The 13,868-nt window shown below is 58.2% G+C and carries 10 protein-coding genes; all 10 read right to left on the reverse strand.

What is annotated here, in order from left to right:
• Positions 1-34: 34 nt before the first annotated feature.
• Entirely contained in the window at positions 35-1,207 is a 1,173-nt protein-coding gene (gene prpF, locus AAGD24_RS11845; protein WP_379865219.1) for a 2-methylaconitate cis-trans isomerase PrpF, read from the reverse strand.
• Positions 1,204-3,801 (reverse strand): Fe/S-dependent 2-methylisocitrate dehydratase AcnD, encoded by a 2,598-nt coding sequence (gene acnD, locus AAGD24_RS11850; protein ID WP_379865221.1) that lies wholly within the window; start codon positions 3,799-3,801, stop codon positions 1,204-1,206. Before acnD ends, prpF begins: the two co-directional genes overlap by 4 nt.
• A 29-nt stretch (positions 3,802-3,830) precedes the next feature.
• On the reverse strand, positions 3,831-4,961 hold the full coding sequence (prpC, locus tag AAGD24_RS11855; protein WP_036205399.1) for a 2-methylcitrate synthase: 1,131 nt from the start codon (positions 4,959-4,961) through the stop codon (positions 3,831-3,833).
• Positions 4,962-4,993: 32 nt separating this feature from the next.
• A complete protein-coding gene (prpB, locus tag AAGD24_RS11860; protein WP_036205398.1) occupies positions 4,994-5,881 on the reverse strand; it encodes a methylisocitrate lyase in 888 nt (295 codons plus the stop codon).
• A 29-nt stretch (positions 5,882-5,910) separates the two neighbouring features.
• A complete protein-coding gene (locus tag AAGD24_RS11865) occupies positions 5,911-6,591 on the reverse strand; it encodes a GntR family transcriptional regulator (protein WP_036205397.1) in 681 nt (226 codons plus the stop codon).
• A 128-nt stretch (positions 6,592-6,719) separates the two neighbouring features.
• Positions 6,720-8,306 carry a glucan biosynthesis protein gene (locus tag AAGD24_RS11870; protein WP_199480704.1) on the reverse strand — a complete coding sequence of 529 codons (1,587 nt, stop codon included), beginning with the start codon at positions 8,304-8,306 and terminating at the stop codon, positions 6,720-6,722.
• A gap of 28 nt (positions 8,307-8,334) precedes the next feature.
• The gene (mdoH, locus tag AAGD24_RS11875) at positions 8,335-10,446 is read right to left on the reverse strand and encodes a glucans biosynthesis glucosyltransferase MdoH (protein WP_379865224.1); all 2,112 of its coding nucleotides are present in this window, start codon (positions 10,444-10,446) and stop codon (positions 8,335-8,337) included.
• Positions 10,439-10,696 carry a hypothetical protein gene (locus AAGD24_RS11880; protein ID WP_036205395.1) on the reverse strand — a complete coding sequence of 86 codons (258 nt, stop codon included), beginning with the start codon at positions 10,694-10,696 and terminating at the stop codon, positions 10,439-10,441. Before AAGD24_RS11880 ends, mdoH begins: the two co-directional genes overlap by 8 nt.
• A gap of 15 nt (positions 10,697-10,711) precedes the next feature.
• Positions 10,712-12,265, reverse strand: a complete 1,554-nt coding sequence (locus AAGD24_RS11885) for a glucan biosynthesis protein G (RefSeq protein WP_379865226.1) — start codon at positions 12,263-12,265, stop codon at positions 10,712-10,714.
• Between the two features lie 145 nt (positions 12,266-12,410).
• Positions 12,411-13,586 carry a ShlB/FhaC/HecB family hemolysin secretion/activation protein gene (locus AAGD24_RS11890; RefSeq protein WP_379865228.1) on the reverse strand — a complete coding sequence of 392 codons (1,176 nt, stop codon included), beginning with the start codon at positions 13,584-13,586 and terminating at the stop codon, positions 12,411-12,413.
• Positions 13,587-13,868: the final 282 nt, after the last annotated feature.

Below are 13,868 nucleotides of genomic sequence, written 5' to 3' on the forward strand. Positions count from 1 at the left end.
GGAATCGTGAAACCTGTCGCAACCAGCGTCACAATTAGATCAAGGGCACCCTCACCCAACCTTCCATAAGCACTCGCGCGCTGCGGCTCATGATGGCTTTGGTGGCTGTCCACTGGCCGTTGGCCAGGCTGGCTTCCGCACCAACCTGCAAGGTGCCTGATGGGTGGCCGAAGGTCACGGAGGTTCTGTCACCGCCGCCAGCGGCCAGGTTAACCAGAGTTCCCGGTACGGCAGCTGCGGTAGCAATAGCAACGGCGGCTGTTCCCATCATCGCGTGGTGGAGCTTACCCATGGAAAGGGCCCGCACCAGCACGTCCACATCCCCTGCCCCAATGGCTTTGCCACTGGAAGACACATAGTCAGACGGCTTTGCCACAAACGCCACCTTGGGCGTGTGCTGGCGGCTGGCGGCCTCTTCTACGGACTGAATCAGTCCCATTTTGACAGCACCGTGGGCGCGGATGGTTTCAAACATCGCCAGGGCCTCGGGATTGCTGTTGATATCGTCCTGCAGTTCCGTGCCCTTGTAGCCAATGTCTTCTGCATTCAGGAAGATGGTGGGAATGCCGGCATTGATCATGGTGGCCTTAAGGGTGCCAAAACCGGGTACTTCCAGGTCGTCCATCAGGTTACCGGTGGGGAACATGGCGCCTTCGCCATCGGCGGGGTCCATGAATTCCACCTGGACTTCGGCAGCCGGGAAGGTCACGCCGTCCAGTTCGAAATCACCGGTTTCCTGCACTTCACCATTGGTGATGGGAATGCGGGCAATGATGGTTTTCCGGATGTTGGCCTGCCAGATGCGAACCGTGGCAATACCGTTTTCCGGAATACGCTCTTGAGCGACGAAACCACCATTGATGGCGAATGCGCCGACGGCGGCGGTCAGGTTGCCGCAGTTCCCGCTCCAGTCGACGAACGGCTTGTCGATGGACACCTGACCGAAGAGGTAGTCCACGTCGTGGTCCGGTTGTGTCGGCTCGGCCAGGATCACGGTCTTGCTGGTGCTGGAGGTAGCACCGCCCATGCCGTCGATCTGCTTCTGGTAAGGGTCCGGGCTGCCGATCACACGCAGCAGAAGGTTATCCCGGGCTTTGCCCGGGACTTGCGCCGCTTCCGGCAGATCCTTCAACCGAAAGAACACGCCCTTGCTGGTGCCGCCACGCATGTAGGTAGCGGGAACTTTTATCTGGGGCGCGTGGGTCATGCGGCGCCCTCCGATTGCAGGAAGTCCTCGGCAAAGCGCTGAAGCACGCCACCAGCACTATAGATAGACACTTCTTCCGCTGTATCCAGACGACAGATCACGGGCACACGCTCGGTACTGCCATTGTTGCGATGGATAACCAGAGTGAGTTGCGCACGCGGTGCAGCAGTGCCCTCTACATCATAGATTTCAGTACCATCAATACCCAGGGTTTGCCGCGTGGTGCCTTCCTCGAACTGCAGGGGCATAACGCCCATGCCGACGAGATTGGTACGGTGAATGCGCTCAAAGCCTTCGGCAACGATGGCTTCCACACCCGCCAGGGCCACGCCCTTGGCCGCCCAGTCACGGGAGGAACCCTGACCATAGTCGGCGCCAGCGATGATGATCAGTGGCTGCTTCCGCTCCATGTAGGTTTCGATGGCTTCCCACATGCGGGTGACCTTGCCTTCCGGCTCAACCCTCGCCAGGGAGCCCTGCTTCACCTTGCCATTCTCGTCCCGGACCATTTCATTGAACAGTTTCGGGTTGGCAAAGGTGGCGCGCTGAGCCGTCAGGTGATCGCCCCGATGGGTGGCGTAGGAGTTGAAGTCTTCCTCAGGCACGCCCATTTTATGCAGGTATTCACCGGCTGCGCTGTCCATCAGGATGGCATTGGACGGCGACAGGTGGTCGGTGGTGATGTTGTCCGGCAACACCGCCAGCGGGCGCATACCCTTGAGGGTTTTCTCGCCTACCATGCCGCCTTCCCAGTACGGCGGGCGACGAATGTAGGTGCTCTGGGGGCGCCAGTCGTAGTTCGGGTTGGTGTTGGCGTGCGCATCCCGGGTGATGTCGAACATCGGAATATAAGTGCTGCGGAACTGCTCCGGCTTCACGCTGGACTTAACGATGGCATCAATTTCCGCATCATCCGGCCAGATGTCCTTCAAGGTAATGGGATTGCCATCCTTGTCGTGACCCAGGGCGTCTTTTTCGATGTCGAAGCGGATGGTGCCTGCAATCGCATAGGCCACCACAAGCGGCGGTGATGCCAGGAACGCCTGCTTGGCGTAGGGATGAATGCGGCCGTCAAAGTTCCGGTTGCCCGAAAGCACGGCGGTGGAATACAGGTCCCGATCAACAATTTCCTTTTGGATCTTCGGGTCCAGTGCGCCACTCATGCCATTACAGGTGGTGCAGGCGAAAGCCACTACGCCGAAGCCGAGTTCTTCCAGCTCGGACATCAGGCTGGCTTCTTCCAGATACATTTTTACCGTCTTGGAGCCCGGCGCCAGGGAAGTCTTTACCCAGGGCTTGCGAGTCAGGCCCAGTTTGTTGGCATTACGGGCGATCAGGCCTGCGGCCACCATATTGCGGGGGTTACTGGTATTCGTGCAACTGGTAATCGCGGCGATGATGCACGCGCCGTCCGGCATCTTGCCCTCTTCTTTTTCCCATTTGCCGGCAACACCGCGCTCGGCCAGTTCGGAGGTGGGAAGATGCGCGTGGGGGTTAGACGGGCCCGCCAGCGTACGATGTACCTTGGACAGGTCAAATGTCAGCACTCGCTCGTATTCGGCGTTTTTCATGCTGTCGGCCCACAGGCCTGTCTCTTTGGCGTATCTCTCAACCAGGGCGACCTGTTCGTCTTCACGACCGGTCAGCTTGAGGTAATCGATGGTCTGGCCGTCGATATAGAACATCGCCGCCGTGGCACCGTATTCCGGAGTCATGTTGGAGATGGTGGCCCGGTCACCTACGGTCAGGCTGTCGGCGCCTTCGCCGTAGAATTCCAGGTAGGCACCTACCACCCTTTCCTTACGCAGGAATTCAGTGATAGCCAGCACCATGTCGGTACCGGTGATTCCTGGTTGCAGCTTGCCCTTGAGCTCCACACCCACGATGTCTGGCAGGCGCATCATGGAGGCGCGGCCCAGCATCACGCTTTCGGCTTCAAGGCCGCCCACGCCCACGGAGATAACACCAAGGGCGTCTACCATTGGCGTGTGGCTGTCGGTTCCCACGCAGGTATCCGGATACGCAATACCGTCACGGTTCTGAACCACCGGCGACATCTTCTCCAGGTTGATCTGGTGCATGATGCCGTTGCCCGGAGGAATCACATCTACGTTCTTGAACGCCGTCTTGGTCCAGTTGATGAAGTGGAAACGGTCGTCGTTGCGGCGGTCTTCCACGGCACGGTTTTTCTCGAACGCGTCTTTCTCGAAACCAGCATGCTCAACGGCCAGCGAGTGATCCACGATCAACTGGGTGGGCACCACCGGATTGACTTTCGCCGGATCACCACCCTTTTCCTTGATGGCATCGCGCAGGCCAGCCAGATCTACCAGGGCCGTCTGGCCAAGGATGTCATGGCAGACCACGCGGGCCGGGTACCAGGGAAAATCCAGGTCCCGTTTGCGTTCGATCAGCTGCTTGAGGGAATCCGTCAGTGCCGATGGATCACAACGACGAACTAACTGCTCCGCCAGGATCTTGGAGGTGTACGGCAGTTTGTCGTAGGCGCCAGGCTGGATGTCTTCCACAGCCTGACGGGTGTCAAAATACTCCAGGTCGGTGCCCGGGAGAGGTTTGCGGTAATCAATGTTCATGGGCGGTACTCAAATTCTGGTTTATCGGATTACGGCCGCTCGTCGATCGGCACCCACTTCGAATCCGCCGGGCCATCGTAATCGGCACTTGGGCGGATGATGCGGTTGTTCTCACGCTGCTCTTTCACGTGGGCGGTCCAACCAGACACCCGTGACATCACGAAGATGGGGGTAAACAATTCGGTCGGGATACCCATGAAGTGATAGGCGGAGGCATGGAAGAAGTCGGCGTTGCAGAACAGCTTCTTCTCGCGCCACATGACTTCCTCACAACGAACCGATACCGGGTACAGAACGGTATCACCCACTTCCTTGGCGAGCTCCTCGGACCATTTCTTGATGATGGCGTTGCGGGGATCAGACTCCCGATAGATCGCATGGCCGAAGCCCATAATCTTCTCTTTGCGCTCCAGCATGCCCAGCAGGCCTTTCTCGGCTTCGTCCGGGGTCTGGAATTTCTGGATCAGCGCCATGGCCGCCTCATTGGCGCCACCGTGAAGCGGGCCGCGCAGCGTACCAATCGCACCGGTCACGCAGCTGTGGATATCCGACAGGGTGGAAGCGCACACTCGAGCCGTGAAGGTAGAGGCGTTGAACTCATGCTCTGCATAAAGAATCAGCGACACGTTCATAACTCGCTCATGCAGTTCGCTGGGTTTCTTGCCGTGGAGCAGTTCCAGGAAATGGCCGCCAATGGAATCCACGTCGCTGGCGGTATCGATGCGCACGCCTTCATGGGCGAAGCGGTACCAGTAGGTGATGATGGCCGGGAACAGTGCCAGCATGCGATCGATTTTGTCGTCCTGCTGGCTGAAGTCGGTCTCCGTTTCCAGGTTACCCAGCATGGAGCAGCCGGTGCGCATGACGTCCATGGGGTGGGCGTCTTTGGGAATATGCTCCAGTACGGATTTCACGGCGTATGGCAGTTCACGCATACTCACAAGCTTTTTCTTGTAGTCCTCAAGCTCCTGCCGGTTAGGCAGCTTGCCGCGCAACAACAGGTAAGCCACTTCTTCAAACTGGGCGTGGTCCGCCAGATCGCTGATGTCATAGCCACGATAGGTCAGGCCGGCACCGGACTGGCCAACAGTACACAGCGACGTTACGCCAGCCACCTGGCCGCGAAGACCTGCGCCTCCGAGTTTTTTTGCTTCAGCCATGGTTTTCCCCCTCATCAATGTTTGGATTTTGATTAACCCTTTTTCTGCTGGAACAGCTCGTCCAGCTTCTGTTCGAAATCGTGGTAGTTCAGGAAATCGTACAACTCCATCCGCGTTTGCATAAGATCAACCACGTCTTTCTGGTCACCTTTCTCGAGGATGTTTTCGTAAACCGTCAGTGCAGCCTTGTTCATGGCGCGAAAGGCACTCAATGGATACAGCACCATACCGGCGCCGGCTTCTGCAAGCTCCTTGCGATTGTACAACGGCGTGGCACCGAACTCGGTAATATTGGCCAGCACCGGCACGTCCAGGGCTTCAGAGAAGGCCTTGTAGTGCTCCAACTCGGTCACCGCTTCGGCGAAAATGCCGTCGGCGCCCGCCTCTATGCAGGCCTTCGCACGCTCAATCGCGGCGTCCAGGCCTTCCTTCTGGAACGCGTCGGTACGAGCCATGATGAAGAAGTCATCGTCCTGACGGGCATCCACGGCGGCCGTGATGCGATCCACCATTTCTTCCTGGGAGACGATTTCCTTGTTCGGTCGGTGACCACAGCGTTTCTGGGCCACCTGATCTTCGATATGGACTGCCGCTGCGCCAGCGCGTTCCATTTCGCGAATTGTGCGAGCAATGTTGAAGGCGCCGCCCCACCCGGTATCGATGTCTACCAGCAGCGGGACGTCGGTGGCCGCAGTGATACGGCGGACATCCTCGACCACATCGTTCAGAGTGGTCATGCCCAGATCCGGCAAACCATAGGACGCATTGGCAACACCGCCGCCGGACAGGTAGATGGCCTGATGACCGACCTTTTCCGCCATCATGGCAGTATAGGCGTTGATGGTGCCGACGATCTGTAGGGGGTGGTTTTCTTTCAGGGCTTTGCGGAAGCGTGCGCCTGGGGATAGTGTTTTGGACATGAGTAACCTCGTTATTTGGGGTGACGGTTCTAGATCGTTAAATCGCCTTGCTGAATCTTTTTCTCGATGTTTTTGCGGGCCGCATGGATGTGTCGTTTCATCAGGAATTCCGCCAGCTCGCCGTCACGCTGGGCGATGGCTTCAACAATCCTGCGATGCTCCCCCAGCGCCATGTGAGGGCGCCCGGATGAGGTGCTCAAACGGTAACGATACATCCGGACCATATAGTAAAGATCACCCAGCAGCATTTGCGCGAGTTTGGTGTTGCGACTGCCTGTGGCAATTCGGTGATGGAAGTCGTAGTCGCCTTCCGCCTGATAGTAGGCCTGGCCCTGGGCCTGTTCGATCATTCGCTCATGGCTATCGAGGGTGGCGGACAGGTCAGCGATTTCCTGATCGGTCATCCGCTCGGCGGCCTGACGGGCGGCGAGCCCCTCCATGGTTTCGCGAATGCGGTAGAGCTCCATGAGTTCATCAGCGCTGACTGAGACCACCTTTACCCCGGCGTGGGGCCGGCGCACCAGCAACCCTCGGGATTCAAGGCGGCCAAGCGCCTCGCGAAGCGGGCCACGGGTAAGATTGAAACGGGAGCAGAGTTCGACTTCGCCGATCTTTTCGCCAGGGGCAAGGTCGCCCTTAACGATGGCCGTTTGCAGACAATCGAAGGCTTCATCGGCACGGGTATAGGTTTGGGCGATAGCTTCCGGCATATTTTGTCAACAATAGTGACTGGAATTACCGGAAATCTACGCCCTAACTCAATTATTGTCAACAATCCCGAATTACCTGGCAGCGTAATTGTTGACAGAGCGGCAGCCTTCACCGCCCAGAAGCAAGGCTAATAGAGAGTGCGCTCGTCCTTCGGCGGCGGCGTGTACTGGTACAACCAGGTTTCGGTAAGCACCTGGTTGCCCAGCTTGAGCTGAAGACGCAGGTCAATCGGTTCCAGGGAGTCGTCGGGCACAAGGTCAAACATCGCCCGATAACCACCAATGGAGTCCAATGGCCGCGCAGAGGTGATTTCCACCTCCCCACGGCTGGCCGTTATCACCGGCTCTACCTCTGCATCGTCCCCCACCAGCGGCAGCGCGCCGCCGGCAAAGTCCACGGCAAACCGCCAGGAGAAATATTTTCGCTCCTGCCCGACAACGCCCCCCAATCCCGTACGTGTTGCCTGGACCGTGGCCAACTCCTCTGGCTCCATCGGCGGCTCGGCCCCCCATGACAACGTGTAGGAATAAAGATACTCCTGCCCCGGCTCCATGGGCTTCTCGGGGTGCCAGAAGGCGACGATATTGTCGAACGTCTCGTCCTTGGTGGGAATCTCCACCAGCATCACACTGCCTTTGCCCCAGTCATCGTGAGGCGTGACCCAGGTGCTCGGACGTTTCTCGTAGAACACGCCATCGTCCTGGTAGTTGGCAAACCGGCGGTCGCGCTGCAGCAGGCCAAAGCCACGAGGATTATTGTCAACAAACGTATTTACCCGCAGGGAGCGAGGATTGACCAGTGGCCGCCACAGCCATTCGCCCTGCCCGTTCAGGATCGACAGCCCGTCCGAATCGTGAATTTCCGGGCGCCAGTCATAGGCCATGCGGCGATCATTCTCACCGGTCTGGTACATACTGGTCAGTGGCGCGACCCCCACCCGCTGAATGGGTTTTCTCGGGTATATCGCCGCATCCACGCTCATCACCATGTTCCGTCCCGGGGTCAACGTAAAGGCATAGGCACCGGTCGTGCTGGGTGAATCCAGAAGTGCATAGACCACCATGTTCTGGCTGCCCGGTTTCGGTTTCTCCAGCCAGAAGGCCGAAAACTGCGGGAACTCTTCCCCGCTTTCCAGTGCGGTGTCGATCGCCAGACCCCTGGCGGAGAGCCCGTATTGCATCTCTGACCCAACCGCCCTGAAGTAGCTGGCGCCGAGGAAAGCGGCCAGGTCGCGCTCGTAGTCCGTGTGGAAGTGAACACGGAACCCGGCATAGCCAAGATCCTCCGGCAGGGTCCCCAGGGGTTGTTCACCCTCATATCGGAAATATTCCGGCTTGTACGCAAGCTCCCGGGCCTCGCCATCTTCCACTTCGTGGATGCGCACCGGGGTTTTGAAGTAGAGGCCAAGATGGAAGAGCTGCACCTGGAACGCATTGTCGTCGTTACGCCAAAGCGCTTCTTCGGGGCGAAAGCCGATCGCCTGGTAATCGTCCCAGGACAGATTCTTCAACGAGCCGGGCAACTCCCCTTCATGTGACACCCAGGGTTCACCGGCCAAGGCCCGCGCATGGCCTTTCAGCCACGCGTAACTGAATGGCTTGGGCTCACCAACCTCGCCCGCCACGCTGGAACCACTGTACATCAATGCCGAGAGGGGCAGTGCCTGGGCTCCCGCCAGACTGACGAAGGTTTTGATCAGTGTGCGTCTGTCCATGTCATGCTCCCGTCTAATATTGAAGCCTTTACTCTTCAGGTTTTGTCTTGCCCAGACTGGATATTCGCCGTCCCCAGAAACTGTCCGGCGATGAACGCCAGGCAAGCTGGTGCAGTTCCGCCAGTGCCGTGCGGTCACGGAACACTTGGCTGAGTTCGTTCCGGGACAATGACTCCGGCCCTTTGTCAGCGAGCCGCCGTACCAATGGCGCCAGCAACTCCGCCCTTCTGGGTTGGCGATCGGCGCGCGCCAAAGTGAGATGAAGCTGGTTCAGTCGCGGCCGTATCACGGCGGCCTCCACAGCGGTAATCACCGGAATCTCATCACTCTCGGCCCTTGCGCGTCTGGCGTCGTTCAATACCGCGACTGGTGTAAGTTCTTCCGGTATCACCAGTAATCCTTTTTTTCGGAAGGCCCGCCCCAGCCCTACACGGCTGAGCACCACCGATGTCGGGGCTGCCAACACAAGCGGCACCGCTACGGGCAGGGACCAGAGGAAAAACATGGGGTCCAGGCTCCAGGCGAAGGCGGACCAGCCAGCGCCCACGAGCATGCCGGGAAACTGGGTCAGAAAAGCGTCCCGCCATGTCGTTTCTTCGGTACGGTTCTGCCCTGCCCAGGACAAAGAGACGTTGAGAAGAGCGCCAAGAACATATCGGCTGTGGGCCATCATCCTGACCGGAGCCAGCAGCACGGACACAACGATTTCCAGCATCACACTCAGAAATAGCCGCCAGACACCTCCGAAGCCCCGCACAAGGCCGTGGATTACAGCATCAAAGATGGCAAGAAACTTTGGCAGGAACAGCAGCGATAGAGTGCTCAACGCAAGCCCGATAGCCCATTCCGGCCGCCATTCCGGCCATAGGGGGAATAGCCCCTGGTGCCCTTCTGGGAAGTAATTGATGCTGGCGACGGTCATTTGCACGGCTTCAACGGTCGTCAGAATCAGAAACGCCAACCAGAGCGGCGACGCAAGGTACGCCATGATGCCGTTCAGCAGCGCCATCCGGTGGGCCAGGCGCAACTTCCGCCCGAACAGCAGGATCCAAAGATGCTGGAGGTTGCCCCTGGACCAGCGATTGTCCCGGGAGAGCTCATCCGAAATGGTGGGCGGTGATTCTTCAAAACTGTTGCCAAGCTCAGGCTCAAGCCACACCTCATAACCAGCGCGCCCCATGTAGGCCGCTTCCACAAAATCGTGACTCATGATGGGCCCGCGAAAAAGCCCGAAGCCCCGTAGTTTGCGAAGACCGCAGTGCGCCATGAATGGCTCGACACGCAGAATGGCGTTGTGGCCCCAGAAAGCGGCGTCTCCCATCTGTATGGCTGCCAGACCGGTGGCAAACAACGACGAGTAAAGGCGATTCGCGAACTGCTGCACTCTGGCAAAGAGCGACTCACCGTTGATAATGGTGGGTGCGGTCTGCAAAATACCCACGTTGGGTTCCCGCTCCATCAGTTGCACCATTTTCACGATGGTTCCCGCGCTCAGCAGGCTGTCGGCATCCAGAACAACCATATAGCGGTAACGACGGCCCCAACGCCGCAAAAAGTCCGCAACGTTGCCGCTTTTGAAATTGAGATTGACGCGCCGTCGACGATAGAACAGCCGCCCCTCGGCCCCCAACTCTTCGCACAACCGATGCCACTCGGCCTGTTCCTGTAGCCAGACGTTCGGGTCCCTGCTGTCGGAGATGATATGAAACTCAAAGCGGTCCAGGTGCCCGGTCCGCTCAATATCCTGATAGACAGCCTTCAACCCACTGAGTGTCCATTGCACCGGCTCATGGTAGATCGGCATAACGATGGCGGTTTTGGCCAACGCCGTGTTTTCCAGTTCCGACTCCGGATGGCGCTTGAGAAGACTGTGGCGATCGCCCCCTACCAGCCTGAGCACAAAGCCAAACACGGCCGTCCAGAACCCCACTGCAATCCACATATAAAGGAGGATGAAAAGCGCAAGCAGGCCGAGCTCCACCCATGTGCCGCCGTGATACGGCAGAATCCAGAGCAGGAAGTAACTGGCAACAACGGTTTGCCCAACCACAAACAGTGTCAGGAAAAAACGACGCACTGTGGCGGTACGTCGCCAGGTTCCCGAACGCTCGATTGGGGCTGCATTAACGACCTCAGTCATGGGGGTAGTACCCCAGGTGGCCGCGCATGAGGGGTGGAATGGGCGCCGGGATGTCCATTCCCGGCAGGTTGAAGTAGTCCGGCACGAGCTCAATACACCGGGCGGGCAAGTCTGGCCCATCACCTTCTGTCATGGCACCGTCAACCAAACGCAACACCTGTCGACAGGTTTCCGCGTCCAGTTCCACGCCATCGTCGCGCAGATAGGTCATGACCCTCTCGATCGCCTGCTGGCATAAGGTTTCCGGCATGAACAAATCTCCGCTCTACTGTTTCTGACCAAGCCCGGAATCGGGGCCGATGGAATAGGTCCAGGTCTCGGTCAGTGGCTCATTATCAAGCAGGAGTTGTCCTCGGAGCACCGGAGCCTTTTCACCGACGGGGCGCACCAGCATCGACAGTCGCCAGGTGCCATCAGCCTCAACGTACTCAACGAAATGCTCTATGATCTCAACGGCATCGCTGTTTCCGCTGCCCTCACTGACCTTGCTGACGATGGCTGCATTAGGCTTGAGATCGTCCAGCGGCCCTCCTGCAAAATCAACAATGATTCGGTAGGCCCCCTCTTCCGTGCCGCCTCCGGGACGATTGCCATCTCCAACAAACGTTTGCAGCGCACGCCCGGTGTCCTGCCCGGATACGTCCTTGTCGCCAAAACGAAGGCTGTAGGCAAACGCCCGATGGTCACCCTGCTTTACTGGCTCCTTCGGTTTCCAGAAGGCAACGATGTTGTCGTTGGTTTCCGCGTTGGTGGGGATTTCAACCAGCACGACCTCGCCGTTCGACCATCCCTGCCTTGGCGCAACCCACGCACTGGGCCGTTTGTCATATCGAGCCTCGGCATCCTCAAACTGGTCAAACTGGGTATCCCGCTGCATCAAACCGAAGCCAGCCAGGCGATCAACCTGAAGGTAGCTGAGCCGGAGGCGCGATGGGTTCGTCAGAGGGCGCCACAACCATTCGCCCGCGCCCTGGTCATGAATCAGCAGTCCGCTTGAGTCGTGCACCTGGGGCCGCCATTCACCCCGGGGCCTGGCAGTATTTTCGCCGTAGTAGAACATCGACGTCAGTGGCGCCAGGCCCGGTTGATCCACCGGGTTGCGGTAGAACAACTCAGCAGTGACATCGATACGTGTGGTTTTGCCAGGCTGGATATCGAAACGGTAGGCACCGGCGACGCTAGGGCCGTCCAACAGGCCGTAAACCCGCATACGTTCACTGCCACCTCCCGGCCGCTCAAGCCAGAATTCAACAAACGATGGCACCTCCTCTCCGGAGGGCAGTCCGGTGTCTATCGCTATACCCCGCGCCGACAGGCCAAAGTGATTGTCGGCACCCACGCCCCGGAAGTAGCTTGCGCCGGCGAAGACCAGAAATTGATTCTGTTCGTCGCCACGGCCCATCGGGTACGTGAGTTTGAAGCCCGCATAGCCCAGGTCCGCGGGAACCCTTTTGGCGAGTTCCGGGTCCGGGAAGCTGAACCCGGATTTATCAAACGGGATGGGTTTTACACCGTCGGCATCCACTTCATTCAACTTGACGGTGTGGGTGTAATAGCTCCCCGGTGGCACCATCATCACCTGGAAACGGGAGCGCCCTTCCCGCCAAAGGCTGGATTGTGGATTGAAGCGGATGGATTGGTAGGCTCGGTAGCTCAGGTTCCTGAGAAAGCCGGGCACCGGAGGTGGTGGCTGATACTCACCTTCAGCCCTTGCTTTGGCCTTGTCCACTATTTCCCTGAACTCAAGCGCCCCCGCCGCATGGGCGTAGAGCAGCCCCGGCAATATCAGGCCGATCAGCCATCGTTTCCCTGAATGCATGTAGCTCCTACCTCAAAAATGTCCATCGACTTTTTAATGTAGCACTTGCGACCGGCGCCGTCTCAAGTGACATCTTCGTAAGGCAGGTTGGCCGCAGGGGGCCCGAGAGGCTTCAGGAGGGAGCTAGAACGTCGTTAGTAAGCAATCAGATACCCATGGTGAGGGAAAACCGAACGTCCGGGCGTTCGGGCATCGTCATGGCCATCGTGGAAGCACGAATCATACGGCCGACGCTGACATTCGCTGTGAAAGCCCGGCCCTCGAACTTCAACGACACCTGGCCAGCAGAGGCCCGGCCGTGGCGGTCGGACTGGGTCTCAGAGTATGGAACCCAGCCGTGCAACACCGCAAAATTCACGCTGGAAAGCACACCGTCCATAAACGGCATCTGCCAGGAGGGGCTGGCGGTATCCAGGCGCAACCAGCCACCCCGAACAACCGATACGGATTGCCCGTTAAAACCAGCGATCATGGAGGGGCCTGCGACGGTCAGATACTCCGACACCGGAAGATCTTCATCAGCGAACTGGTAGCGTCCGTGAATCCGCCAGCGCCACCGATAGAGCTCCTGTTCCAGCGAAGCGGACATCGCCACTTTATAGAAGGCGTCTTCGCGACCAACATCGTCCTGCAACCGATAATCGGTCGAACTGTACTCGCGACCGCTCACCGCCAGAAGACCGGTGCTGGCCTGCAAACCATCCCAAAGCTCATGACCGCCCTGCGCCTTGAGACCGACTGAGGACAACTCGTAGCGGCTCTCCGATACCAGGCTCCCCTTCTCCATAGCGCGACTGCCTCGACCGGTATGGTGGGCAACACCATCAAACGCCAGACCAAACCGTGAAAACAGCGGCCGACTGGCCCCGACACCCACAACACTGGATTCGCCACTGGCATTGTAGCGCCTGTCACCACTGGTAACGGCGTGGCTGTAGTAAGAACTTCCGGTTTCCACGGTTACTTGGTTGGCGCCGGCCGGAAAGCGGTAGCGAAACGAGGTGGCGTTGACGTCCGAGCGGTTCTTGTGGGACCGGGCATCGCGATAATGAAACCCGATTGCATCGCTGCTACCGACCAGGCTGTCAGCAGACACACCGATGTCCCCGTCCATTCCGTCGCTGTTCAGGGAGGTTTTGCCGGAAAACTTCAATCGGGATCTTAGCCAGTGTTCACGCTCATCGCGGAACGCATTCACGGTGCCCTCAAAATTATCGGCGTAGGGTTTCCAGCCATTACGCAACCAGGAACCCGATGATTCCGCGTACAAAGGTTGGCTGAGAACGCACCAAATCAGTGCGAACAACAGGGAATGTCTCAATGTTTCTGATCCTGCCAGTGAGCGCCGGCCGCCTGTCGCTGCGAATACCGGTTATTCTTAAAAAATCGTCACTGCGGAATGTATTGCATTAACGCCCTTAAATCCATCACTGGTTGCCAAAATTTACAAAGTTAATCTTCATAGAAAACAGATGATTACAAAGACCTCTGAAAGTTTTTTCTATAGATTTCAATAGGCCGGAGGTATTGAGAACTGGTGCCACTTATTACCAAATTCTACATTTCGCTACCGAGGCCTCCATTTGGGTCACTAACTTGGTTA

Origin of the sequence: Marinobacter sp. M5B, assembly GCF_042604615.1 — a bacterium.
GTDB lineage: Bacteria > Pseudomonadota > Gammaproteobacteria > Pseudomonadales > Oleiphilaceae > Marinobacter > Marinobacter salarius.

Excerpts from the sequence above, each read along its gene's own strand:
- AAGD24_RS11885 (WP_379865226.1), bottom strand. The coding sequence starts at position 12,265 with ATGCATTCAGGGAAACGATGGCTGATCGGCCTGATATTGCCGGGGCTG.
- acnD (WP_379865221.1), bottom strand. The coding sequence starts at position 3,801 with ATGAACATTGATTACCGCAAACCTCTCCCGGGCACCGACCTGGAGTAT.
- prpC (WP_036205399.1), bottom strand. The coding sequence starts at position 4,961 with ATGGCTGAAGCAAAAAAACTCGGAGGCGCAGGTCTTCGCGGCCAGGTG.
- AAGD24_RS11865 (WP_036205397.1), bottom strand. The coding sequence starts at position 6,591 with ATGCCGGAAGCTATCGCCCAAACCTATACCCGTGCCGATGAAGCCTTC.
- mdoH (WP_379865224.1), bottom strand. The coding sequence starts at position 10,446 with ATGACTGAGGTCGTTAATGCAGCCCCAATCGAGCGTTCGGGAACCTGG.
- AAGD24_RS11880 (WP_036205395.1), bottom strand. The coding sequence starts at position 10,696 with ATGCCGGAAACCTTATGCCAGCAGGCGATCGAGAGGGTCATGACCTAT.
- prpB (WP_036205398.1), bottom strand. The coding sequence starts at position 5,881 with ATGTCCAAAACACTATCCCCAGGCGCACGCTTCCGCAAAGCCCTGAAA.
- AAGD24_RS11870 (WP_199480704.1), bottom strand. The coding sequence starts at position 8,306 with ATGGACAGACGCACACTGATCAAAACCTTCGTCAGTCTGGCGGGAGCC.
- prpF (WP_379865219.1), bottom strand. The coding sequence starts at position 1,207 with ATGACCCACGCGCCCCAGATAAAAGTTCCCGCTACCTACATGCGTGGC.